Raw genomic sequence first — 20523 nt, 5'->3', positions numbered from 1 at the left:
GAGGAGTTTATCTTGTTGTGGGAGTAGAAAGAAGCTGGGAAATAACTTAAGAAAGCGAGGCTATCAGGCAAATTGTTGCTTGCTATAGGCAATTCTTGCTGCAACAGATTCCTTTTCCTTTGCCGCCTGCGCTTCAATTTGACGGTAACGTTTAAGTCCTCCCTCGCGGTTGGCAATTTGTATATTTAAGCCTGGACGGGCATTGAGCTCCAGCATAAGTGGTCCATGTTCCCGATCGAGAACAATATCTACCCCTAAATAACCCAGACCGGTCAGTTCATAGCAGCTAGCGGCAATCTCGAGGATTTTATCCCAATGGGGGACGCTAATATCTACAATGGGAGCAAGGGTATCTGGATGATAGTCAATCATATCGTTGTGGAAAACACCGCCGAATGTTTTTCCTGTTGCCAAATTAATACCGACACCGATAGCCCCCTGGTGTAAGTTAGCTTTACCTCCAGATAGCCGTGTAGGCAGGCGTGCCATGGCCATCGCCGGATAGCCCAGCAAAGTAATGATACGGATATCAGGAATACCTTCATAGCTGACTTCTTTAAAGACCGGATCGACAATCACGCGGTGTTCAATAATCGCATAGTCTGGATGGCCGCCAAGGCTATAGGCTCCTGTAAGTAAACAGGATAAATGGTAACCTAGTTCCTGGGTGGTTAGTAATTTACCGTTGATTTGCCGATAACGGCCTAAGACGCGACTTGAAACCACAATGATGCCATCACCACCCGCACCATGGGCGGGTTTGATTACAAAATCTTCATAAGATTGCAAAAGTTTATCAATACTTTTGATCTGATATTCACTTTCGACAATCTCATAGAGGGGAGGGACGGCAATTCCTGCCTCAAGAGCCAGCTTTTTGGTTTTTAATTTATCATCTACTAAAGGATAATGCTTGCGTGGATTATACTTAAGCACATAATCACTGTTACGTTGATTAATACTTAAGATGCCTCGCTCCTGTAGACGACGATACAAATTCCACATTAGCGCTGTTCTCCACTGAGAACCTTGAAGCGCAATAGTTCGGAAAGTCGGTAACCACGGTATTGACCAAACCATAAAATGATAGCCAGTAAAACCAGCAGGAGCTCTGGGAATGCAAAAACCAGGTATTGCATCGGTTCATAGTTCATGGCAGCAAAAGCAATGACGGCGGCAATAAGGCTCCCTACTCCCGATTTTATGGCATCTGCAGCGCCTCTTTCATCCCAGGTAATGCACATGCGCTCGATAGTCATGGTAAGAATTACCATCGGGAATAAGGCAACCGATAAACCTGAATCAAGTCCCAGATTCTGGCTTAATACACTGATAAAGATCATTAAAAGGATAACGACAGTAAGGATGGCCGCAAGCCTGGGTACTAAAAGAAGGCGCAGCTGATCAAGGTAAAAACGAGCGAGTAATCCAAATGATACAATGGTAACAAACAGCAGAATACCCCAAACAACATGTGTTTCCCGAAAGGCGAGTGCAATTAATACCGGCATGAAGGTGCCAAAGGTTTTCAGTCCGACAAAATTGCGTAGCAGGAGGATAATAAAGGCACCAATAGGAACTGTAAGCAATATTTTATAAGTCTCCTGAACACTAACCGGCAATTGCAGCAGAGAAAACCGCATGAGTTGGGAATCAGTCTGTAATCCGCGGGTTTTTGCAATAGAAAGCGCATTAATAGGGGTCGGTGAAACAGTGAGGTTAAATCCAGCTTTCTTACCGCCGCTCACCTCATATAGCGGCTCAAAGCCGTATTGCCAGACCAGGAAATTTTTAGGGTACCCCGCACTACCTGTCTTGGGGTTGATATATACCCAGTGTTTGCCGTTATAAACAGCCAGGAATAATTTCAACTCTGCCTTATTTTGCTGAGTTAAGTAGATACCTTTCGCCGGCATACTGTAGATCTTCGCCTGGCTTAAAATAATGGTGGCGGCTTTGACGATATTTTCTTCATTAAAGTCACTATCAACGAGTAGCCTGGCATTTCCATCCTGCTTGTTAAGTTCTTTAATCGTGCCCTGGGCGAAGGTCTGGATATCCGCTGAAGACTGGCGGACCTGGCTGGTTATTGCATCAACTGCTGATTTTTGAGTTTCACTGAGAGGTTGTGCCTTTACAGCCGGTGGTTTTGCCAGGGAGGATTCGTTATTGTCTGTTTCACGAAAGATGGCGCGATAATAAAGTGACTGGGTGCCGCTGCCGCGTCTTAATGACCAGACTGCCTGACGATTATAACCGCTTAGATTCGTTGTGACGCCATAATTATGAGATACGAAATATTCATCAAGAATAGCATAATAGGGAGGCATGTAAGGGATTATGAAACTGGCCTTTACCGGCATATTGCGCTCGGCAACGAAACGCAAATTTGCTTCCACCATCCAGCTATTAACTGTCTCTGTATCAGTTAGGGGGACATCAAGTACGAGGTGACGGTAAAAAAATATCCCTGCCCCTGTGATAAGCAGGGTGATGATTAAACCATAAAGATGACGTTTATTGGATTTCATTGTTATTCAGCGTTCAGTTTTAACTATAAAGGCCTGGTGGGGATCAACAAGTCCATCAAAAGCAATGATGGCATCTCTGCCAAGAAGCAGTGGATAATTGAATCGTTTACGATTGGTAAGGTTTACCGGGATGGTTCTTATTTTTTTACCAATCTGAATGCGCATCATAACCACCGGACGTTTGATTGACTCCGGTGCCTGATGGGGCGACAGATGCTCTCCAGCACGAACCTTGATCTTGACTTTACCCAGGTACTCGGAAGTAAATTCAATTTCACCTTCCTTACTGGGAACCTTAAAGCGCAGATAGGGTTTGCCATTCTCTTCAATTTCATGAATATCAATAGCGCTCAGTGAGGCAGATTTTGCACCAGTATCCAGTTTGGCAGATAAAACCAATCCTTTATCGACCAGGGTCGCTTTTTCAACGTAGCCGTAGATTATTTTTTGATCAGATGCCATACCATTTCCTGAAAACAATAAGCAAAAAAGGATGAAAAAAATTTGCAGGTTCATTAATACATTCCCTATTAATCATGAGAGCAAACGACCGGTTATCCTAGCAGATTTGTATGCTTACGCCCAGACATAGCCCTGAGAAAACCACTTATAGCAGTATACAGTAAAAGAAGGGAATGATTAAATTTTACCAAATCAGAGGTGAACGAATGGCTGTATTTTATAATTCCCTTTGTGATATGATTGCTGATGGGCTGTCTTTTTCTGGATTAATTTAGCTCAAGATGAAAAATCAGTTGCCATTTTACTTCTTATTCAGTACAATTTGCACATCCTAGCTTCTACCTTCTTTATTAGCATGGTAACCAACATTTCTGGTGATTCTGCAAAGAAAATAGACAAGGGTTATAGTTACCTGAGTGCCGAAGAAATGCACTATCAAGGGCACTTGTTGGCAAAAAAACTGGATAAACTAGGCTATATCTACGGCCTTTATGGCGCCTTGGATGGCTTCAGCATATCCTACAGCACCATCAAATATTGCTTTGATGTGTTCCTTGGTGGCCAGGGCTCTTCTTCCGATATGATGCATGAGTGGCTGATGACGTCTGAGGGTATGGTCAGCGCTGCCACCGGCTCGATTGCCCTGATTGTCTTTTCCATGTTTGCCAACCTCTTCAAAGACAATGATAATAGTAAAGACAAAAGCAACGCATTCAAGAAATATATCGCTATTGCCTGGCCGTATTGCCGCGATACCTTAAAAGGTTTAAAAAACGCCTATAAAGGCGTAAAAAGCACTTTACAGGTAATCAACTCGCTCGGTGGCCAGAATTTAAATTTTCTCATTGTCCCGATAGGCTTGGCCTTGGGCGGCCTGTCAGTTATTAATCGCTTGCTATACCGCTCGATGGTACAAAATAAGCGGAAAGTCATAAAAAAAGCGAACGAGGATTTGCTGACCAACGTTCAGAAGAGTGACAAATTAACTCTGGAAGATATTGAGAAATACCGAAATCAGATTGCAAGGGAGTCGGTGACGTTAAGGGAGATGGCGTTTTTCTCTGCTGCCTACGGAGGGATTGTTGATGGCCTTTACCTCTATATAGGTGTCTTGGGTATCTGTTCCTTAGCTCCTCCTGTATTGGCCTTCATGGCCATTTTTTGCACCATTTACTTGTTAGCCTGTATCGCCACCCGAATGTATGAGGAATATAATTTCCAGCGTGAGGTAATTGTAACGGAGGTCAAGGTTGAGTTGGCGTTATGTGGCAAGCAGCTCCAATGCCTGTATAACGAGTTGTATGCTCTCTCTAACGCTGGAGATTGCAGCGATAAAGCAATTGAGGAGCAGCAGCGGTTATCTCGGGAGATGAAGGACTTACTTGAGAAATTTGAGGAAAAGCGCAGACAGCTGCGCAGCCTGTCGACCCACTCTTACAAGACCGCCTTTTTTTCAGGATTAAGAAGTGGGTTGGCTGCCTATGGTGCGTTGGCAAGTGCCATGTTTGCTGTGGCGACTATCCTGGTTTTATGTTCAGTCGCCTTCCCGCCGGTATTGTTAATTAGCTGTATCAGTATTGGCGTGTTTCTCTTAGCGGGGTTTATTGCCCATTCAATGAATCATGTTCGCCAGCAAAAGCTGCTGGAGGAGAAGGACGATGATTTAACAGGGGACGTCAGGCTCTCTTCTATCCGAGATAGTCTTAAAGTAAAGAATGAGATTATCAATAATTTAAAACCGGAAGAGGTCAAAAAGGCGATTGGTGACAGGATGGTTGTAGACCCTTCGCCGCAGTTCTTTTTCCAGGAATGGTTTGAGGTGGTACGCTCTTTCTTTTCAGCCATGGGGAAAAGCAAGGATATTGATTTGCCATTGAACCCTCTGCAGGAGCAAGATGAGAAAGGGCACTATCATGATTCGCCGACGATGCTCCCATTTATGGCAATAAGCGTTGTAGTTCATGCTGCTATTTTGACCCTGAGAGCATTGGCAAAAGGGTTGGCTAAAGCGGATACCAAGAAGCGTGCCGCAAATCAGGATAAGGAGGAGGCTGCACTGACCTCGTCAGGCGGGGAATCAGATGAGGCTAGCAAGCAAGACTCTGATTTCCAAACCCCCCCCCCCTCCGCCAGAAAATCCGCCGGCCAAAACAACCGATAATGATAACGCTTCCAAATGCCCTGATACGGAATCCTCACCCCCCCCACTCTCATCCCAGGCCAACAGTAAAGAGGGTTTTTCACCCGCATTAAAAAAAGAAGAGGAAAAGCCGAATTCACGCATAGGGCGAAGTTCAAGTTTCTCTTCAAGCAATAGGCACTTTTTAAATAAAAACGCTTTTTTCTCGAAATCTGGCAATGATGCTGCCAGTCTGACTCGCTCAGTAAGTATGCCAGAGCTGCGCTAAAATGACTAAATTCAAATGTGGTTAATCCACTTGCTGAATTAAACTAATCAAAAATTATTTTGCAGTATCTTGAGTATATAACTCAGGGTTCAACTCAGGATCATTATACATCTTAAATTGATGGTAAACCCGGAAGGTACGTGTGCCGCTGCTGATTTCATTAATTAACTGCTGCAGACAGTCTGATAGCTGGTTTAATTGAGCGATAATAACTTGCCACTTTTTTTGGCAGGCTTGTCGATGAGCTTCACCCACTTCTTCGCGCTTTATCTGCAGCGCCATATGGTAGGCTTTGAGAGCAAGGATAGACAGTCGGTCAATCATCATGCCAGGTGTTTCAGAATGTACAGGACAGTTTACCGGTTCTGCAGGTTGCAGAAAATTAAACAGCCATTCGTCCATTGCTTCCATACGGTTATTACGTTGTTGATTGCAGTAATCAATTTCCCGTTTGGCCTGATAAACAAATTCAAAGCCCATATCATCTCGTCTGGCTCTATCTTCGGCATGCCATAGCTGATAGTTGAATGCATGATTTTCTTCAACAAAAGCCAGAAAATCCTTGTGTTCTAATATAACTTCTCCTGCTTTCCAACGAATGATACTATCGCGTTGTAACGCGGTGATTTCACTAACCTGAATGCAATGGTTCATCTTTCAATAAGTATTTAAAAAAGGCTCATCTTAGCATGGCTGATGGATTTATGCTTGTATTTAAATCAACTGGGGTGCGATTTTAAGTGCAGTTTTTCCATCCAGGCCATTAATTAACACCAACCGAAGTTTTAATCGCCCCAATCAACTGAGCAGGACAAATACCTCGCATTTTATCCGCCGCATCAGTGCGCTGGCTTGCAATAAGCGAACAAAGCCTTATTAAAAAAGAGAGTGTTGAATATAGGGTAAAGACTTTTCCTGATCTAAAAAATGAACGCCTAAACCTAGCAGACGGAGTGATTTTGAGTTGTTTCTTCTTAATTTATTGAATAAATCATAGAATTTCTCCAGTTCAGGCTGGGTGCTTCTTACTTCTGCGGTTGCCAGTTTAAAATCATTGAATTTTATCTTTAAATACTGGCTTTTAATCTGAAGGCTGGCGGGAGTGCTTTTTAGGCGCAAGAGTAATTTTTTATGCAAGTTTTCAATCGCATGGCTGATTTGTCTATCGTCTTGAAGATCTTTCTCGAAAGTGGTTTCAACACTGAGGGATTTACGCCATCGATTGGCTTGCACCGGTCGTTCATCAATACCGCGGCATTGATAGTAGAGGTTTTCACCCAATTTGCCAAAGTGATGAACCAAAGTTCGTAAAGGAAGCTTTTGTATGTCGGCGCCTGTATGGATATCCATATGATGTAGCTTTTGGGATGTTACTTTTCCTACCCCATGCAGGGTATCGACCGATAATTGGCTGACAAACTCCTCGACTTGTTGAGGACGAATGACAAACAGGCCATCAGGTTTTTTCCAGGAGGAGGCAATTTTTGCTAAAAATTTATTTGGCGCAACACCTGCGGAAGCGGTTAATTGCTCTTTAGCGAAAATTTTTCTACGAATAGCCTCGGCAATCCAGGTGGCACTTCCCTGATAGAGGTCGCATTCGGTGACATCGAGGAATGCTTCATCAAGTGATAAGGGCTCTACCAGGTCAGTAAACTCCTTGAAAATGGCATTTATTAATCGCGAAACCTGGCGATACCTGGGCATATCGACTGGTAAAACGATAAGATCAGGACAACGTCTATAGGCAATAACTGTTGGCATGGCTGAGCGGATGCCATACTGGCGTGCAAGGTAGTTGCAAGTACAAAGAACACTGCGTTCAGAAATCCCTCCCACGGCAACAGGCTTGCCTGCTAACCGAGGATTATCCCGAATCTCGATAGCGGCATAAAAGCAGTCCATGTCCACATGAATTATTTTGCGCTGCTTGCTGTGCTTCATAAGGTATTTGCCGACCAACCTGTATTTGAGCAGTTTAATATAAGGAAGGTAAACGCTTAAATTCTTAGAAGGTGCTGTTAATCAGTTTAAATTGAGTTATAAGCGTTGCTCTGAAATTTGCTTGCATTTATTCAGGGCATCCGTGCGACACTGTTCTTGGCAGTTTGCCGGAGCTGACTCGATGCAGGCTGCTTTAATACAGTCTTGTATATTTTGCTCAACGCAGGTTTTCATATTAAATGTTTCCAGTCCCGGAGTAGTGTTTGCAGGGGTTGCAGTAGCAGCGAGCGAGAAAGAACTTAGTAAAAGCAGCGTACTTTGTATCAGGAAATGTTTCATATTCTTTACATTGGGCTAAAATAGCGTTTATAAATTTTCAGATAACTGCCATCGGTTTCCATATCAAGCAGCGCTTCATTAATTTGCTTAATTAGGTCCGAAGAATCTTTATTTGCCATAATACCATAACCAATCCCGATGGGAATCGAATCGCCTACAAGTTTAAACATGGCATTGTTGGTTACCCAGTATTTTACTGCTTCTGTATCAGCAATCAGGACATCTACCTTTCCCTCCGCCATGGCTTGAAAAACGCCTGAAAGCGTTGGATATTCAATGACGTTTGCCTGAAAGCCAAATTTTTCAAAAACCAGTGCTTTAAATAGTGTGCCTTGTACCAAGCCAATTCTTTTCCTGCGGATATCTTCAATAGTATTAACATCCGAATCGATTGTCGTGATAAACTGGCCGTTACTGGCAAGATAAGGTAAGCTAAATAAAAAACTTTCCTGTCTCTCTTTGGTAATACTAATAGCGCCAAGAGCCAAATCAATTTTTTTAGCCAAAAGCTCAACGAATAATTCTGCAAAGGTTAACGGTTTGAAATGGCAGGTTGATTGAATGCGCAGACAGATCGCTGCCATTATCTCAATATCAAAGCCTAAAAAATGATCTTTTTGATCGGCTGATACTTCAAAAGGAGGGTTGTAAATTAGGGTTCCTATTGAGATTGTCCTTGCTTCTATGTTAGAAAACAAAAAAATAGTAATTAAAAATATCCATTTCACTGGGAATATCCCTTAATTTTTATTAAAGAGTACTTTACTTAAGGCAGGTTGCCAAGTGAGTTATAGCAAATGCCTAACTTATCGGAGGATGAATGAAAATTTTTATTTTATTAGCGATATTCTGGATTCCTGTTGCCAATGCCGAGACCACTATTCCGGCTTCTTGTAAACCGGTCAGGGTTCAAAATGAAACGGTGGTTTTAAGTGCTGAAAAACCGCTTTTGATCATGATTCATAATTTGTCAAAGAGTGATTTATGGATTACCCATCCTGTTTCTGAGCCTGGTGCCAGTGCCGGGTGGAGCAGTCGCCTGAAGGCGGGTAATTGGTCGGCACTTGCCCTTGATAAGGCGTCATTTGAATTGAGTTGCATTGAATCCAAGCCTGGTCATGAACAACAGATACCTTGTGCTGGTGCTATTTCTGTTTGTCGTTGGACCGTGACCATGCCAGCTCAGACTGCCGGGACATTCTGGGCTGGTGAGGATATGGGTTTACCAGCCTTGATTGAACATTTAGGTGGTCGTGGATTTGAGTTACCCGATACGTCACAATAAGTGATAGACTGAAAATTAACAATTTTAGCAATGTGGTGAAAGTGAGTAAAAAAAAATCAAAGGATCCTTTCTTTAAAAGGGAAAAAGAAAAATACGCAGTTCCCATACCTAGCCGTGAATTAATCATGCAGGTGCTGGAAGAATATGGCCGTCCCATGTCGCGTAATCAGCTTATCTCCAGGCTGGAGATTGAGAACAGCGAAGAGGAAGCGTTGGGTTTTCGCTTAAAGGCGATGATGCGGGATGGTCAGCTCATGCAAGATCGTCGAGGCCGCTTTTGCCTTTTAGGCCGGATAAATTTACAGCGGGGTACTATTCAGGGACACCCAGATGGGTTTGGATTTTTTATTCCTGACGTTGGCGAAGAGGACATGGTGCTCTCTGCCAAAGAGATGCAAACAGTAATGCATGGCGATATTGTGCTTGCTTATCAGTCTGGAATTGACAGAAGGGGGAGGCCTGAAGCCAAAGTTCATGAGATTATTGAACATGCCAATCAAACGGTGGTGGGGCGCTTTTTTACCGAACTCGGTGTTGGCTTTGTAATTCCCGATAGCAAGCGGTTGACTCAGGATATTTCCATCCCGCTTGAATTTGCAGCTGGTGCTAAAAATGGACAGATGGTTTTGACTGAGATAGTCGCCTTCCCGACTAAACGTAATCAGGCAATTGGCAAAGTGATTCATATTCTGGGTGAGCATATGGCACCTGGGATGGAAATTGATGTGGCAATCTTTGCCCATGGCATTCCTGCTGAGTGGCCAGAAGAGGTATTGGCTGAAGTGGCCAGGATACCTCAGCAGGTGACTGAAAATGACTTAATCGGACGAACGGATTTAAGACACCTGCCTTTCGTCACAATTGACGGTGAAGATGCAAAAGATTTTGATGATGCCGTCTACTGCCATAAAAAACCTCGAGGCGGATACCAGCTTTATGTGGCTATCGCCGATGTGAGCCATTATGTAAAGCCTGATTCCGCACTGGATAAGGAGGCAGCAAAGCGAGGTAATTCGGTCTATTTCCCTGGTCAGGTTGTTCCGATGTTGCCAGAAGCGTTGTCTAATGGCATTTGCTCGCTTAACCCCCATGTCGATCGGTTGTGCATGGTTGCCGAGATGGCAATTTCAGCAGAAGGAAAAATAACCCGTTCCCGCTTTTATCGCGCGGTGTTTCATTCTCACGCACGCCTTACCTATACTCAGGTAGCGAAATGGCTGGTTGAGGGATGTACCGATGCCGGATACGAGGCATTATCACCGGCATTGGAAGCGCTTCATGCCCTTTATGGGACGTTGCTGAAGGCACGAAAAGATCGCGGAGCCATCGATTTTGATACCACGGAAACTTCTATTGAGTTTGATGAAAACAGGAAAATTAAACGAATCTTTCCAGTCATAAGAAATGATGCTCATCGCTTGATTGAAGAATGCATGTTAGCGGCCAATGTCGCGACTGCGCGTTTTTTGGAGAAGGCTGGTATCCCCAGCCTGTATCGGGTCCATAATTTGCCTGATGAAGATAAGATTAATGCCCTGCGGCTGTTTCTGGGAGAGCTTGGTTTAAAATTAGGCGGGGGTAAAAAGCCTCATCCCAAAGACTTCCAAAGGACTATGGCTGACATAGGCGATATGGGCGAGCGGCATTTAATTGAAACGGTTATGCTACGCTCATTGAAGCAAGCCCAGTATCTGGAAGAAAACCATGGACATTTCGGGTTGGCTTACCCGGCCTACACCCATTTCACTTCTCCTATCCGCCGCTATCCTGATTTATTGATTCATCGAGCAATAGGCCATTTGATAGATAATAACGATATTCAGGCATTTGCTTATACGCCTGAGGATATGAGCCGTATGGGCAAGCATTGTTCTTCGACTGAAAGACGTGCTGATGAGGCAACACGTGAGGTGGTTTCCTGGTTGAAGTGTGAATATATGCAAGATAAATTAGGCCAAGTGTTCCAGGGGACTATTTCGGCGGTTACGGGGTTTGGTATCTTTGTCGAGCTGGATGAAATTTATGTCGAGGGACTGGTACATATTACCTCGCTTAGAAATGATTATTATATTTTTGATGCAGTAAAACATCGGCTGGCAGGTGAGCGCAGCGGACAAGTTTATCGCTTGGGTGATAAAATGAACGTTATGGTTGCGCGAGTTGATTTGGATGAGCGGAAAATAGATTTTGAACCGGCTGAAGGTGATATAGAAAGCTGATGCCGGCTAGTATATACCCAAGATACTTCAACCTATACACAATGAGACAGGTCATGAGTGAACGTTATGTATATGGCGTGCATGCGGTTCAGGCTTTGCTGGGCAGCTGTCATGCTCAAACCAGGAAACTATATGTTAATCAGGAGCGGGTTGATAAGCGAATACAGCAGCTGCTGAATTTGGCGGCAGAGAAGCAGGTTCCAGTAGAGAAATTGTCTGTACAAAAAATGGATCAGCGCTTTTCGGAATTTGCTCATCAGGGTATTGTTGCCTGTGCTGATAATTTACCAGATTATGGCGAAAAGGATTTGCCTTTTTTATTGGCAGCATCGAAGAAGCCTTGCCTGATTTTGATTCTTGATGGAATTACCGATCCGCATAATTTGGGCGCCTGCTTAAGGACGGCTGATGCCACAGGAGTAGATTTTGTCATTATTCCCAAAGATAAGAGTGCAAGCATCACCGCGACTGTCAGTAAAGTGGCCTGTGGAGCAACGGAATCCGTTCCTTTGGTACGAGTAACCAATCTTGTTCGTGCTATGGAAATGCTGAAGCAGGAAGGGGTATGGATTTACGGGGCAGCGGGGGAGGCGAGTGACAGACTTTATAACATTGATTGCGGTATGCCAATCGCCCTGGTGATGGGTGCAGAGGGAGAAGGTATGCGTCGTCTGACTCGGGAACATTGTGACGGTTTGTTTGCCTTACCTATGCTTGGGCAGGTTGAGAGCCTGAATGTTTCTGTGGCCACCGGTGTCAGCTTATATGAGGTTATTCGCCAGCGTTCGTTTTCAGGAAGTTGTTTTAGCAATACAGAAAAATGAAGATGTCCTGTCTCGATCACGCCGTGCCCTGGGTTCATGCGTAAATAACCTGATATGCCAATAGGCTCTTGGTTTTTGGTGAAGCAAGTATCGGCACTTGCATCAGGGAATGAGCAATTTGAGTTTGCGCCTCATAAACTAGGACATACTTTCTTGAAGAAAGTGACGGATAAGCATGGGGTTCATTTTGCACAAGAGCTGAGCGGCAGTGTTCTATTAAGGAGATTTTTCGGTATGCCAAGCCAGGATGAAATGCAGGAAACTATAGAAGAATTATTCGAAAGAAAATGATTTGATCTAATGGAGTTATCAATTAATTCGTCTATAATGATTATATCGAACGAAATAATTGAGGTTTTTATGGAATCATTATCAGCCAATGAAGCAAAAACCCATTTTGGCGACTTGCTTCTTAAGGTACAACGTGAACCCGTGCAAATTAATCGAAATGGCAAAGCGGTTGCTGTTGTGTTGTCTGTTGACGACTACCTAAATTTAGAGTCTCTCAAAATGCAATATTTGAAAACTCGTGTGGATCAGGCAAAAGAAGATGTTGCCGCTGGTCGAATTATTGAAGGGGATGTGTTTTTCAATGATTTATTAAATGGAAAATTTGACTAATAATGAGCCGGTATCAATTTACAACTCAAGCACAACAAGATCTTATTCAAATTCGACGCTTTACCTTAGAACATTGGGGATCGAAACAGTCAATGAGTTATCTGGAAGAGTTAAAAAAAGCCGTACAGTTGCTTTCAGAAATGCCATTGATGGGAAGAAGCTGTTCTGACGATTTAGGAAAAGATATTTATCGGTTTTTATATGGGAGTTATGCGATCTATTATCTGACTATGTCAGACTCAATAATAATTATTGCTATTCTTCATCAGAGTATGGTGCCAGAAAATCATCTTGGAAATCGATTATAAAAATTTCTATCAGTAGGGCTTCCCGCATATCCAGCCCAAACTAATAGTATGGATCCCACCACTTTAACCAGGCTTCGTTATGAGCCAGAATGAAAATGTTAAATTCATTTGTAACCTATTAAAATCTAGTAAAAATAAGGATGGACTTATATAACTGAAATGCAGTAATATTGTCGTAGCTAGAAAATGTCTATTTTTATACTCTCCAAATCGTCGTTTTATTAATTTAATCCCTCGTACTGTAGTTTTTTAATTCCTGACCGATTTCCGGCTAAATTCACCTATTACAGGTATTAATAAACTAAAGGTATATTCAAATGTCTAAAACAGTAAATGGGATTGTCAAATGGTTTAATGAAGCCAAAGGTTTTGGTTTCATCGAGCAAGAGTCTGGTCCAGATGTATTTGCTCATTTTAAAGAAATTATAGGCTCTGGCTTTAAAACCTTGTCAGAAGGTCAAAAAGTGCAGTTCGTTGTAGCACAAGGGTCGAAAGGCCTTGAAGCACAGAGTATAATGGCGTTGTAATCAAGCACTTTAATAACATTGTTGCCACTACATTTTCCATACATGTAGTGGCTTAAACACTACAATTCTTTGAAAGCTCTATTGCTCCTGCGGAGCAATAGAGCTTTCATCTAACTTGCCTCCTAACTCTCCGGAACTTGCGCCCTGACGCAAAAATCTAAAAAATTAGTAAATATAACCGTAGCTTTAAGCCCATTAAAATTGTCCAATTATGGGAAATCAAAGAAGGAAAGAGCAGGGCATTGCAGTTGGAGAGCTATATTAAAGGACTATCGCGAAGGAAAAAGGATGAATTAGTTCACCAAAACCTGATCTCTTTTCGCCATTCCGCTTCTAACAAAATTAAATTGTCGATATCAGCCACATTATTTTGCCATTATTAATATAGATGAACTCACTGGTCAGGGTATATATCAATTAAGGTATGGTTTTTCTCATAAAGTGACAATCTCTATCTTCAACCCATCTAGATATGGTGCCGATACATCCAAACCCTAATTTTTCATAAAAAGGACGCGCTTGGAAGTCAAAGGTATCCAATTGAATATAGCAGCATCCCTTTGTTTTACTCAATTCTTCCAGTTTCACAATCAACTTTTTACCTAACCCTTGATGACGAAATTCATTATGAACCCAAAATAAATCAACACGTACATATTTCCCTTTGTAAAAACCTGTTAGACCTGCAATAACCTCTGACTTAAGGTTCTTTATATAAATGGTGAAAGGCTGCGAAGGGTTAGCCCCAAAAAATGGGGCGTTATAGTCAATTATCCCCTTTTTTATGACAGAATTAATTACTGAGTTATCTGTTTCATCAATAAAAATATCATTTGCCGCCATATTTTCCATTACTCTCCTCCACTAAAATTTGCTTACTACCATTTATTACTAAATTCTATCACATGGGCATCGGTAAAATTTAAATAAATAGCAGTCGTTTCTAATCGGTCATGCCCCAATGCTTTTTGAACTGATGCCAATGAAATTCAGCCAGAGCTTCTTTCACTTGTCACGAAACCAAGCAGCATGTGCTTCCGGATCAGCTGTTAATCCAACTGGCAAGCCGCCTTCTTTAGTCAAGGAAAAACCGCACCTACGGCAGGGATTCTATTTGCTTTTTTTGTTCACCATGACTTAAAATTAATCATTAATTAAAGGAAAGCAAATGAACTTATCTCAATTCCTGTTGGCTGCCGGCAGGATTATCCAATTGCATTACTATCACTTTGATGAACAGGAAGCGTACAGAAACTATGCTATTTTATACATCAGTGGCTGCCTCCCATTTTATAAACAACATGAAAAAACCATTCCTGAACCAGAGTTTGAACTTTTGATTGAGGTTATTGACAAACTCTCTGGGGATAACCCCATTTTGGTTGAGTTAGCGGGTCATCTTATTGATTTTGCTACTATTTTGCACAAGAGAACTTCAAAAGATATTTACTTGGAAAAAGCGCTAAAGACGCTCGATACTATAGACGATTCGATATTAGAAAAAATAAAAATACCAGAAACAAGCGCGACTGCAATTTATCTTAAGAAAAAAAATAAACTGCTGCAATTCATTTCTGCCACTCCTGATGCCGAGGAACTGAGTTCCTCCTTTTATACCAGCATTAATATTAATCCAAAACGTGATATAACCAGCGTTGACGCACAGGATTATCTGGATAAGATAGAGGACTCGGATGAAACAGAGGAGCCAACCGAATTTGAGCTGATAGCTCTTGATGAGCAGGATCGGCAAGCACTGAAAGCAGCGCTTGACTCACTGGAATCCAATCCTGTTACAGCGCAACAAATTACCCTGGCTTTAACATTAATGAATAGTCATGGTGAGGAACTATTTACTGAAGATGATTTAGATAGTCATATTGGACTTCTGGAATCCGGACGCATAGACAAAGCGGAAATGGTACAAATTTTTAAAGAATTCCAGGCTTATGATCAAAGGGCGAACGAGTTAAATGCCGCCAGGGAGAATAGAGCGCAATTGCTAGAGACATTTGAGGAGCTATTGCACTCGGGCAACACCAGTTCTGAAAGAAATCAAATTGAGTTAATAAAAAAATTGATTGATAGCTACGGCCAGCAATTATTTTATAAAAAAGGGTTAACATTACTTCTTCAGGGAATCTGCACAAGCGATACAAAAAAGACCGAGGAAGCGATTAAAAATTTCCTGATGGCTTACAAGGCTTCTTATGAAAATTTTCCCAGGACCTCAACAGGAAAAAATATTTTGCTTTTAGGGGTGCGCATAATTCTTCCCTTCATGGCCAAGCAATTATCAGCCAGCAAGCTTAATCAATTATTAGAAGACAGCAATTTCCATCTGGAAGATCCCGACGCAGAGGAACACCATGAACCGCATCGCTATTATGAGCTGGTCATGTCTTTTTATGGGTCAAAGCAAATCCAGATTGATTCATGGGTATATAACGCCGTCCTGAGAAAATTAATTTCAAATAGGGCATACCTGCATCAGGTTTTTGAGATACTGGGAAGCACCACTATTCTTCCTGAGACGTTATTAAATACCGATTCCCAACTACCGCTGTCAGTGCAGCTTATACAAGGGGCGATTTTTGAGCAAGACGTAGCGGTCCATAAAGAGTTTGAGCAATTGATTGCAATTTTCCTAAGGGTTAACCAGTCTGCTCCAAGGTACCAGCAAAGAAACATAAGCCTTTTCTTTTTCAAGTACCATGCCGTCATTATACAACTGATAAAAATCATGGGGGCGGATGGCATTCGCTATATGCGTAACCACCTGGCAGGAAGCGTCCTGAATCTTGAAAGGATGCTGGATTGCCTTCCCATCTTGCCTGATGAATTGCAACAGTTTTTAACCGATTATTATAAACAATCCGGGATTTCCCTCAAACAAAATCCTAAGCAGGTTGAAGAGTTTAAAAACTGCCTGGTTGCATTTAGCGCATTGCTGTCTTATCAAAGCCCAAAAGAAATTTTGTATAGGGAGGACGGTAATTTCAGATTGGCTAAAGAGATGCCCGTCGACCTCCTTTTACTTACCCTTGTCGAGAGTTTATTCAGGTCAGTCATACCAGGCAGAAGCAGGCAATTAAGTGAGCAGGAGATAGGCAGGTTGTTTGAACGGATAGAACCAATCCGCTTTGTTCAATTGGCTGCGGCAAGTAAACGGATGTCTGATGATAAATACCAGCAGGTGTATTTAGAATTATTAACCCTTGATTTATTAGGCGGCAGTGTTGATGATTTTCTCCACGATATCGGGCAGGAAAATAAATTGGGTCGCAGCCTGGCAACACATAATCAAAGCATAAGAAAAAAACTTACAAAGCAAGGCATCTCCCCTGAAACAGCTTTAAGTTATAAAAAAACATTTGATTTTTGTGTATTGCCGGATGACAAGGCAAATTTAAATCAGGGAAACCTATTGATTATTCTTTGGTCTTACCTGACTTCTTTGAAGAAAGAAATAATAAGTTCGTCAAAGCCTAATACAGAAAAAAACCAGAACAGAATAACCGCTATAAAAACATTACTTAATGAACTTGAAAATATCGTTAAAAAAACGCAAGCTCCTGATGAAGGGATGCAAATTGCCAATGCACTTTCAGGAGGAAATTCCCGGGTTTTAGTACAGAAGATAATCCGTAATATCGATGCACTGGAGCAGAGTAATGCTGATACTTCTGCTGGATTTAAAGAGTTTGCCCAGCATGTTAAGGAGCAAAATAAGCTGATAACGAACAATCAAGGTAAAAACAGTGCGGTAAATAAAGTGACCTTATTCCATTTTAGCATTGTACAATGGCCTAAAGAGAAGCCGTCGACTTTCTTTTTAGGGGATGAGGTAGGCTGTTGCCTGGCTACCACAAACAACCAGTTCCCGGCCATGGTACAGCGGCGTATGGATGATGCCTTATTATTTCATGTGGCCATAGATAAAATCACCGGCCAGCCAGCGGCACTGATTTGGTTATTTCTGGTAGAAACCGGGGATGAAAAAAATGTTTTAATTGCTAATTTTTTTGAAGTGAATGCTAAATATGCCACCAATGATACCTTAAGGCTTGCCTTATTAAATGGCTTACTTAAATTTACCTGGCAGTACTGTCAGGACAATCCGGGTATTAGTGCTTTTTATATGAACCAATTACGTTATGGTTGGAACCTCAACGATTTGCAAAGTTATCCTCTTTGCGACCTGGATATTGTCGACAAACTGGGCGGGCCCTTCATCCCCGGGAGTCAGATAGCGGACACAGATAGGGAGGACGAGCCGTTATGTAAAAAAGAGCTTACCAGGCAGAAATATTACCTCGCCTCCCTTTCTCAGAGTCAATTTCATCAATTTGATCCCAAAATATTGGTTGGTAATTCGATACCCGCCATGATAGAGAAGGATTCCATACTTAAAGAAGCCGTAAAATCAGCCCCTAATATTGAGATTGACCAGCTCACTCAGACGATCGCTGCAAAACATGCTTTAGAGTTAAAACCATTTTATAAATCCCCAATGGAAACAGATCCATGTTTTCGGCAAGACATTGTCAATGCATTGAAAGATATTGCTGATGAACTGAAAATAGTTAAACATCAGGCTGGTTTAAGATTCTTCCCCGCAGCTGACACGCCTGCAGATAACAGCGATAAAAAGCTAGAGGGCACGCCCCCTCCAACAGATAAGCTATGATGCCATTAAGTATCGATGGCAAGCTAATCAAAGGGGGCTCTGCATTGTTGCAGACGGGAACCCCCCGTGCAAACTAGCACCGTTTCCATTTAGTGTTGACAGGTTGTCTTGTGCAAATTGTTCTGTTTCTTGTCATCCCCGCGAAGGCGGGGATCCATGCAGGATATAGCACGGAGCGCCTTAAAAATGGATTCCCGCCTTTGCGGGAATGACAAACAATCTGTCAACAAATGGAAACGGTACTAGCACGGGGTGTTCCCGAGCAATGTTTCCTATTGGCTTGGGTTAGGTTTTTTCAAGAAATTGCTTAATCGTCCTCGAAACCCTCAACGCTAACTCTGCCACTTCTTCCTTACTGATGATAAGCGGAGGCAGCAGCCGGATGACGGTTTCTGCAGTGACATTGAATAATACCCCATTTTCAAGTCCAATCATTCGGGCATCACTGGCGGGCCTGTCCAGTTCGATTCCCAGCATATAACCTTTGCCGCGGAAGGCTCGAACATGGGGATGATTACCCAGCTCCTGCAGCAATTGCTCTTTTAGTAGATTACTATTGTGAGTAACTAACTCGCAGAGCTTATCGCGCTCAATAACATCGAGAACCGTTAAGGCGGTTGCACAGGCAAGAGGATTGCCACCAAAGGTCGATCCATGGTTACCGGGTTTGAAAAGGTTGCAGGCTTTTTTACCCATCAGGCAGACGCTGATAGGGATACCATTTCCCAGCCCCTTGGCCGTAGTGACGATATCTGGTTTGATCTCGTTATGCATAAAGGAGAAAAATTTGCCTGTGCGGCCATTGCCGGTTTGGATTTCGTCAAGGATCAACAACCAGTCATGCTGTTCACACAATTCGGCTACGGCACGCAAATAAGACGCTTCAGCGACATGGATTCCCCCTTCCCCCTGAATGGGTTCGAGCATCACTGCTACAACGTCATCACGATTTGCGGCAATGGTATGGATGGCATCAATATCATTAAAAGGGGCACGGATGAAGCCAGGCACAAAAGGCTCAAATCCGGCTTGCACCTTACGGCTGCCGGAGGCGGTTAAAGTGGCCATGGTACGTCCGTGAAAGGCGCGCTCCATTACAATAACGGAAGGGGTTTCAATGCCTTTCTTATGGCCAAAAAGACGTGTCAGCTTAATAGCTGCTTCATTGGCTTCGGCGCCTGAGTTGGCAAAAAAAGCCTGTTCCATACCGGAGAGATTAATTAATCGTTCAGCCAGCTGTTCCTGTTCCTTGATGTGATAACCATTGGAGGTATGTAATAGTTTTGCTGCCTGTTGTTGAATGGTGCGTGTCACATCCGGATGAGCATGACCTAATCCACAAACCGCAATACCGCTTAATCCATCCAGGTAAGGTTTACCTTGTTCATCATATAGCCAGATCCCCTCGCCATGAGTAAAGGCAACAGGTAAGGGGTTATAACTGGTGATTAGCGCCATGAAAAAACTCCTTGTTATTAACGATTAAGACATCAAGCGCCGTAGTAAATTAACGCATATTACTGTTGACAAAGTCCCAGTTTACTAATGACCAGAATGCCTTAACGTATTCAGGACGTGCATTGCGGTAGTCAATGTAATAGGCATGCTCCCACACATCACAAGTCAAAAGCGCCTGTAGCCCTTCAGTCATTGGCGTGCCTGCATTACTGGTACTGGTAATTTTGATTGAACCATCCTGATTTTGCACTAACCATGCCCAGCCTGAGCCAAAGGTAGCTATAGAAACCTGGGTAAATTCCTCTTTAAATTTCTCGAAAGAACCAAACGTCTTTACAATTGCATCGCCAATGTTGCCCACAGGCTCGCCGCCGCCATTGGGACTGAGGCAGTGCCAGTAAAAGGTATGATTCCAGGTTTGCGCAGCATTATTGAAAAGGGGGCCGGACGATTTTTTAATAATGTCTTCCAGCTCAAGATTTTCATATTCTGTGTTGGCAACTAACTTGTTGAGGTTGGTGACGTAAGCGGCATGGTGTTTACCGTAATGATATTCCAGTGTTTCTTTTGAAATATGGGGTTCCAGAGCATCCATTGCATAAGGTAAGGGTGGTAATGTAAAGGCCATTTGAATCCTCCTGTATTAGTTGAGTGCTAAGTTTAGCAGGATGCTAAACATATTCAATGGAATCTGCTTTTGGAAAGCAGGACAGTCCGATTTAATTTAGTTGGCTTGCCCTGATGCCCTGGTAACTCAAAGAATATCGTTGCCGGGATTAGCAAAAGCAATTCAAACGGAATTTAATGCGGCCCGTTGCATCACGGAAATAGGTAACCCGAAATAATTTAAATAGAGCCAAAATCAGTGCTTCGTTGCATCACAATTAAGGTAACCCATTTATTAAAA

Annotated in this window: 19 protein-coding genes; 9 read left to right on the top strand and 10 right to left on the bottom strand. The window is 42.7% G+C overall.

Annotated elements, in window-relative coordinates:
- Nucleotides 1–63: 63 nt before the first annotated feature.
- The 3 genes from E1O65_RS01885 to E1O65_RS01875 are packed head-to-tail and all read right to left on the bottom strand — an operon-like array spanning nucleotide 64 to nucleotide 2993.
- Nucleotides 64–1005 (bottom strand): alpha-L-glutamate ligase-like protein, encoded by a 942-nt coding sequence (locus tag E1O65_RS01885; RefSeq protein WP_133131906.1) that lies wholly within the window; start codon nucleotides 1003–1005, stop codon nucleotides 64–66.
- Nucleotides 1005–2531: an inactive transglutaminase family protein gene (locus tag E1O65_RS01880; protein WP_133131905.1), complete on the bottom strand. Its 1527-nt coding sequence runs from the start codon at nucleotides 2529–2531 to the stop codon at nucleotides 1005–1007. The genes E1O65_RS01885 and E1O65_RS01880 overlap by 1 nt, the downstream gene beginning before the upstream one ends.
- Nucleotides 2532–2537: 6 nt before the next feature.
- The gene (locus tag E1O65_RS01875) at nucleotides 2538–2993 is read right to left on the bottom strand and encodes a RimK/LysX family protein (RefSeq protein ID WP_133131904.1); all 456 of its coding nucleotides are present in this window, start codon (nucleotides 2991–2993) and stop codon (nucleotides 2538–2540) included.
- A gap of 355 nt (nucleotides 2994–3348) precedes the next feature.
- On the opposite strand from E1O65_RS01875, the gene E1O65_RS01870 reads away from it, so the two are divergent.
- Nucleotides 3349–5154 carry a hypothetical protein gene (locus E1O65_RS01870; protein WP_133131903.1) on the top strand — a complete coding sequence of 602 codons (1806 nt, stop codon included), beginning with the start codon at nucleotides 3349–3351 and terminating at the stop codon, nucleotides 5152–5154.
- Between the two features lie 301 nt (nucleotides 5155–5455).
- On the opposite strand, the gene E1O65_RS01860 is transcribed toward E1O65_RS01870, so the two are convergent.
- From E1O65_RS01860 to E1O65_RS01845, 4 genes are all read right to left on the bottom strand, one after another.
- Nucleotides 5456–6055, bottom strand: coding sequence for a DUF4254 domain-containing protein (locus tag E1O65_RS01860; protein ID WP_133131901.1), 600 nt, complete (start codon nucleotides 6053–6055; stop codon nucleotides 5456–5458).
- Nucleotides 6056–6277: 222 nt separating this feature from the next.
- Nucleotides 6278–7345 carry a DNA polymerase IV gene (dinB, locus tag E1O65_RS01855; RefSeq protein WP_133131900.1) on the bottom strand — a complete coding sequence of 356 codons (1068 nt, stop codon included), beginning with the start codon at nucleotides 7343–7345 and terminating at the stop codon, nucleotides 6278–6280.
- A gap of 96 nt (nucleotides 7346–7441) precedes the next feature.
- Nucleotides 7442–7684 carry a hypothetical protein gene (locus E1O65_RS01850; RefSeq protein ID WP_133131899.1) on the bottom strand — a complete coding sequence of 81 codons (243 nt, stop codon included), beginning with the start codon at nucleotides 7682–7684 and terminating at the stop codon, nucleotides 7442–7444.
- A gap of 5 nt (nucleotides 7685–7689) precedes the next feature.
- Nucleotides 7690–8412 carry a transporter substrate-binding domain-containing protein gene (locus E1O65_RS01845; protein ID WP_165474874.1) on the bottom strand — a complete coding sequence of 241 codons (723 nt, stop codon included), beginning with the start codon at nucleotides 8410–8412 and terminating at the stop codon, nucleotides 7690–7692.
- Between the two features lie 92 nt (nucleotides 8413–8504).
- On the opposite strand from E1O65_RS01845, the gene E1O65_RS01840 reads away from it, so the two are divergent.
- The 7 genes from E1O65_RS01840 (at nucleotide 8505) to E1O65_RS01810 (ending at nucleotide 13468) form a co-directional block, all read left to right on the top strand.
- Nucleotides 8505–8969, top strand: coding sequence for a hypothetical protein (locus tag E1O65_RS01840; RefSeq protein ID WP_133131897.1), 465 nt, complete (start codon nucleotides 8505–8507; stop codon nucleotides 8967–8969).
- A gap of 35 nt (nucleotides 8970–9004) precedes the next feature.
- Entirely contained in the window at nucleotides 9005–11188 is a 2184-nt protein-coding gene (rnr, locus tag E1O65_RS01835) for a ribonuclease R (protein WP_207384214.1), read from the top strand.
- A 53-nt stretch (nucleotides 11189–11241) separates the two neighbouring features.
- Nucleotides 11242–12012, top strand: a complete 771-nt coding sequence (rlmB, locus tag E1O65_RS01830; protein ID WP_133131895.1) for a 23S rRNA (guanosine(2251)-2'-O)-methyltransferase RlmB — start codon at nucleotides 11242–11244, stop codon at nucleotides 12010–12012.
- Nucleotides 12013–12090: 78 nt separating this feature from the next.
- The gene (locus tag E1O65_RS01825; protein ID WP_242601514.1) at nucleotides 12091–12303 is read left to right on the top strand and encodes a hypothetical protein; all 213 of its coding nucleotides are present in this window, start codon (nucleotides 12091–12093) and stop codon (nucleotides 12301–12303) included.
- Between the two features lie 69 nt (nucleotides 12304–12372).
- The gene (locus E1O65_RS01820) at nucleotides 12373–12633 is read left to right on the top strand and encodes a type II toxin-antitoxin system Phd/YefM family antitoxin (RefSeq protein WP_133131894.1); all 261 of its coding nucleotides are present in this window, start codon (nucleotides 12373–12375) and stop codon (nucleotides 12631–12633) included.
- Nucleotides 12634–12635: 2 nt separating this feature from the next.
- Nucleotides 12636–12941 (top strand): type II toxin-antitoxin system RelE/ParE family toxin, encoded by a 306-nt coding sequence (locus tag E1O65_RS01815; RefSeq protein WP_133131893.1) that lies wholly within the window; start codon nucleotides 12636–12638, stop codon nucleotides 12939–12941.
- A gap of 317 nt (nucleotides 12942–13258) precedes the next feature.
- Entirely contained in the window at nucleotides 13259–13468 is a 210-nt protein-coding gene (locus tag E1O65_RS01810) for a cold-shock protein (RefSeq protein ID WP_133131892.1), read from the top strand.
- 417 nt (nucleotides 13469–13885) lie between these two features.
- Here the strand turns inward: E1O65_RS01810 and E1O65_RS01805 are convergent, their stop codons facing one another.
- The gene (locus E1O65_RS01805; protein WP_133131891.1) at nucleotides 13886–14320 is read right to left on the bottom strand and encodes a GNAT family N-acetyltransferase; all 435 of its coding nucleotides are present in this window, start codon (nucleotides 14318–14320) and stop codon (nucleotides 13886–13888) included.
- Nucleotides 14321–14636: 316 nt separating this feature from the next.
- On the opposite strand from E1O65_RS01805, the gene E1O65_RS01800 reads away from it, so the two are divergent.
- Nucleotides 14637–18158, top strand: coding sequence for a hypothetical protein (locus E1O65_RS01800; protein ID WP_133131890.1), 3522 nt, complete (start codon nucleotides 14637–14639; stop codon nucleotides 18156–18158).
- A gap of 285 nt (nucleotides 18159–18443) precedes the next feature.
- On the opposite strand, the gene E1O65_RS01795 is transcribed toward E1O65_RS01800, so the two are convergent.
- Together E1O65_RS01795 and E1O65_RS01790 are read right to left on the bottom strand one after the other, a co-directional pair.
- The gene (locus tag E1O65_RS01795; protein WP_133131889.1) at nucleotides 18444–19616 is read right to left on the bottom strand and encodes an aspartate aminotransferase family protein; all 1173 of its coding nucleotides are present in this window, start codon (nucleotides 19614–19616) and stop codon (nucleotides 18444–18446) included.
- 49 nt (nucleotides 19617–19665) lie between these two features.
- Nucleotides 19666–20244 carry a Fe-Mn family superoxide dismutase gene (locus tag E1O65_RS01790; RefSeq protein WP_133131888.1) on the bottom strand — a complete coding sequence of 193 codons (579 nt, stop codon included), beginning with the start codon at nucleotides 20242–20244 and terminating at the stop codon, nucleotides 19666–19668.
- Nucleotides 20245–20523: the final 279 nt, after the last annotated feature.

Origin of the sequence: Legionella sp. W10-070, from assembly GCF_900640175.1 — a bacterium.
GTDB lineage: Bacteria > Pseudomonadota > Gammaproteobacteria > Legionellales > Legionellaceae > Tatlockia.
Note: the sequence above shows the minus strand (reverse complement) of the source record. Positions and strands in the feature narration are given on the sequence as shown.

Excerpts from the sequence above, each read along its gene's own strand:
- E1O65_RS01860 (WP_133131901.1), bottom strand. The coding sequence starts at position 6,055 with ATGAACCATTGCATTCAGGTTAGTGAAATCACCGCGTTACAACGCGAT.
- E1O65_RS01880 (WP_133131905.1), bottom strand. The coding sequence starts at position 2,531 with ATGAAATCCAATAAACGTCATCTTTATGGTTTAATCATCACCCTGCTT.
- E1O65_RS01875 (WP_133131904.1), bottom strand. The coding sequence starts at position 2,993 with ATGGCATCTGATCAAAAAATAATCTACGGCTACGTTGAAAAAGCGACC.
- E1O65_RS01810 (WP_133131892.1), top strand. The coding sequence starts at position 13,259 with ATGTCTAAAACAGTAAATGGGATTGTCAAATGGTTTAATGAAGCCAAA.
- E1O65_RS01800 (WP_133131890.1), top strand. The coding sequence starts at position 14,637 with ATGAACTTATCTCAATTCCTGTTGGCTGCCGGCAGGATTATCCAATTG.
- E1O65_RS01805 (WP_133131891.1), bottom strand. The coding sequence starts at position 14,320 with ATGGAAAATATGGCGGCAAATGATATTTTTATTGATGAAACAGATAAC.
- E1O65_RS01885 (WP_133131906.1), bottom strand. The coding sequence starts at position 1,005 with ATGTGGAATTTGTATCGTCGTCTACAGGAGCGAGGCATCTTAAGTATT.
- E1O65_RS01820 (WP_133131894.1), top strand. The coding sequence starts at position 12,373 with ATGGAATCATTATCAGCCAATGAAGCAAAAACCCATTTTGGCGACTTG.
- rlmB (WP_133131895.1), top strand. The coding sequence starts at position 11,242 with ATGAGTGAACGTTATGTATATGGCGTGCATGCGGTTCAGGCTTTGCTG.
- E1O65_RS01790 (WP_133131888.1), bottom strand. The coding sequence starts at position 20,244 with ATGGCCTTTACATTACCACCCTTACCTTATGCAATGGATGCTCTGGAA.
- E1O65_RS01795 (WP_133131889.1), bottom strand. The coding sequence starts at position 19,616 with ATGGCGCTAATCACCAGTTATAACCCCTTACCTGTTGCCTTTACTCAT.
- E1O65_RS01870 (WP_133131903.1), top strand. The coding sequence starts at position 3,349 with ATGGTAACCAACATTTCTGGTGATTCTGCAAAGAAAATAGACAAGGGT.
- E1O65_RS01850 (WP_133131899.1), bottom strand. The coding sequence starts at position 7,684 with ATGAAACATTTCCTGATACAAAGTACGCTGCTTTTACTAAGTTCTTTC.
- E1O65_RS01840 (WP_133131897.1), top strand. The coding sequence starts at position 8,505 with ATGAAAATTTTTATTTTATTAGCGATATTCTGGATTCCTGTTGCCAAT.
- E1O65_RS01815 (WP_133131893.1), top strand. The coding sequence starts at position 12,636 with ATGAGCCGGTATCAATTTACAACTCAAGCACAACAAGATCTTATTCAA.
- dinB (WP_133131900.1), bottom strand. The coding sequence starts at position 7,345 with ATGAAGCACAGCAAGCAGCGCAAAATAATTCATGTGGACATGGACTGC.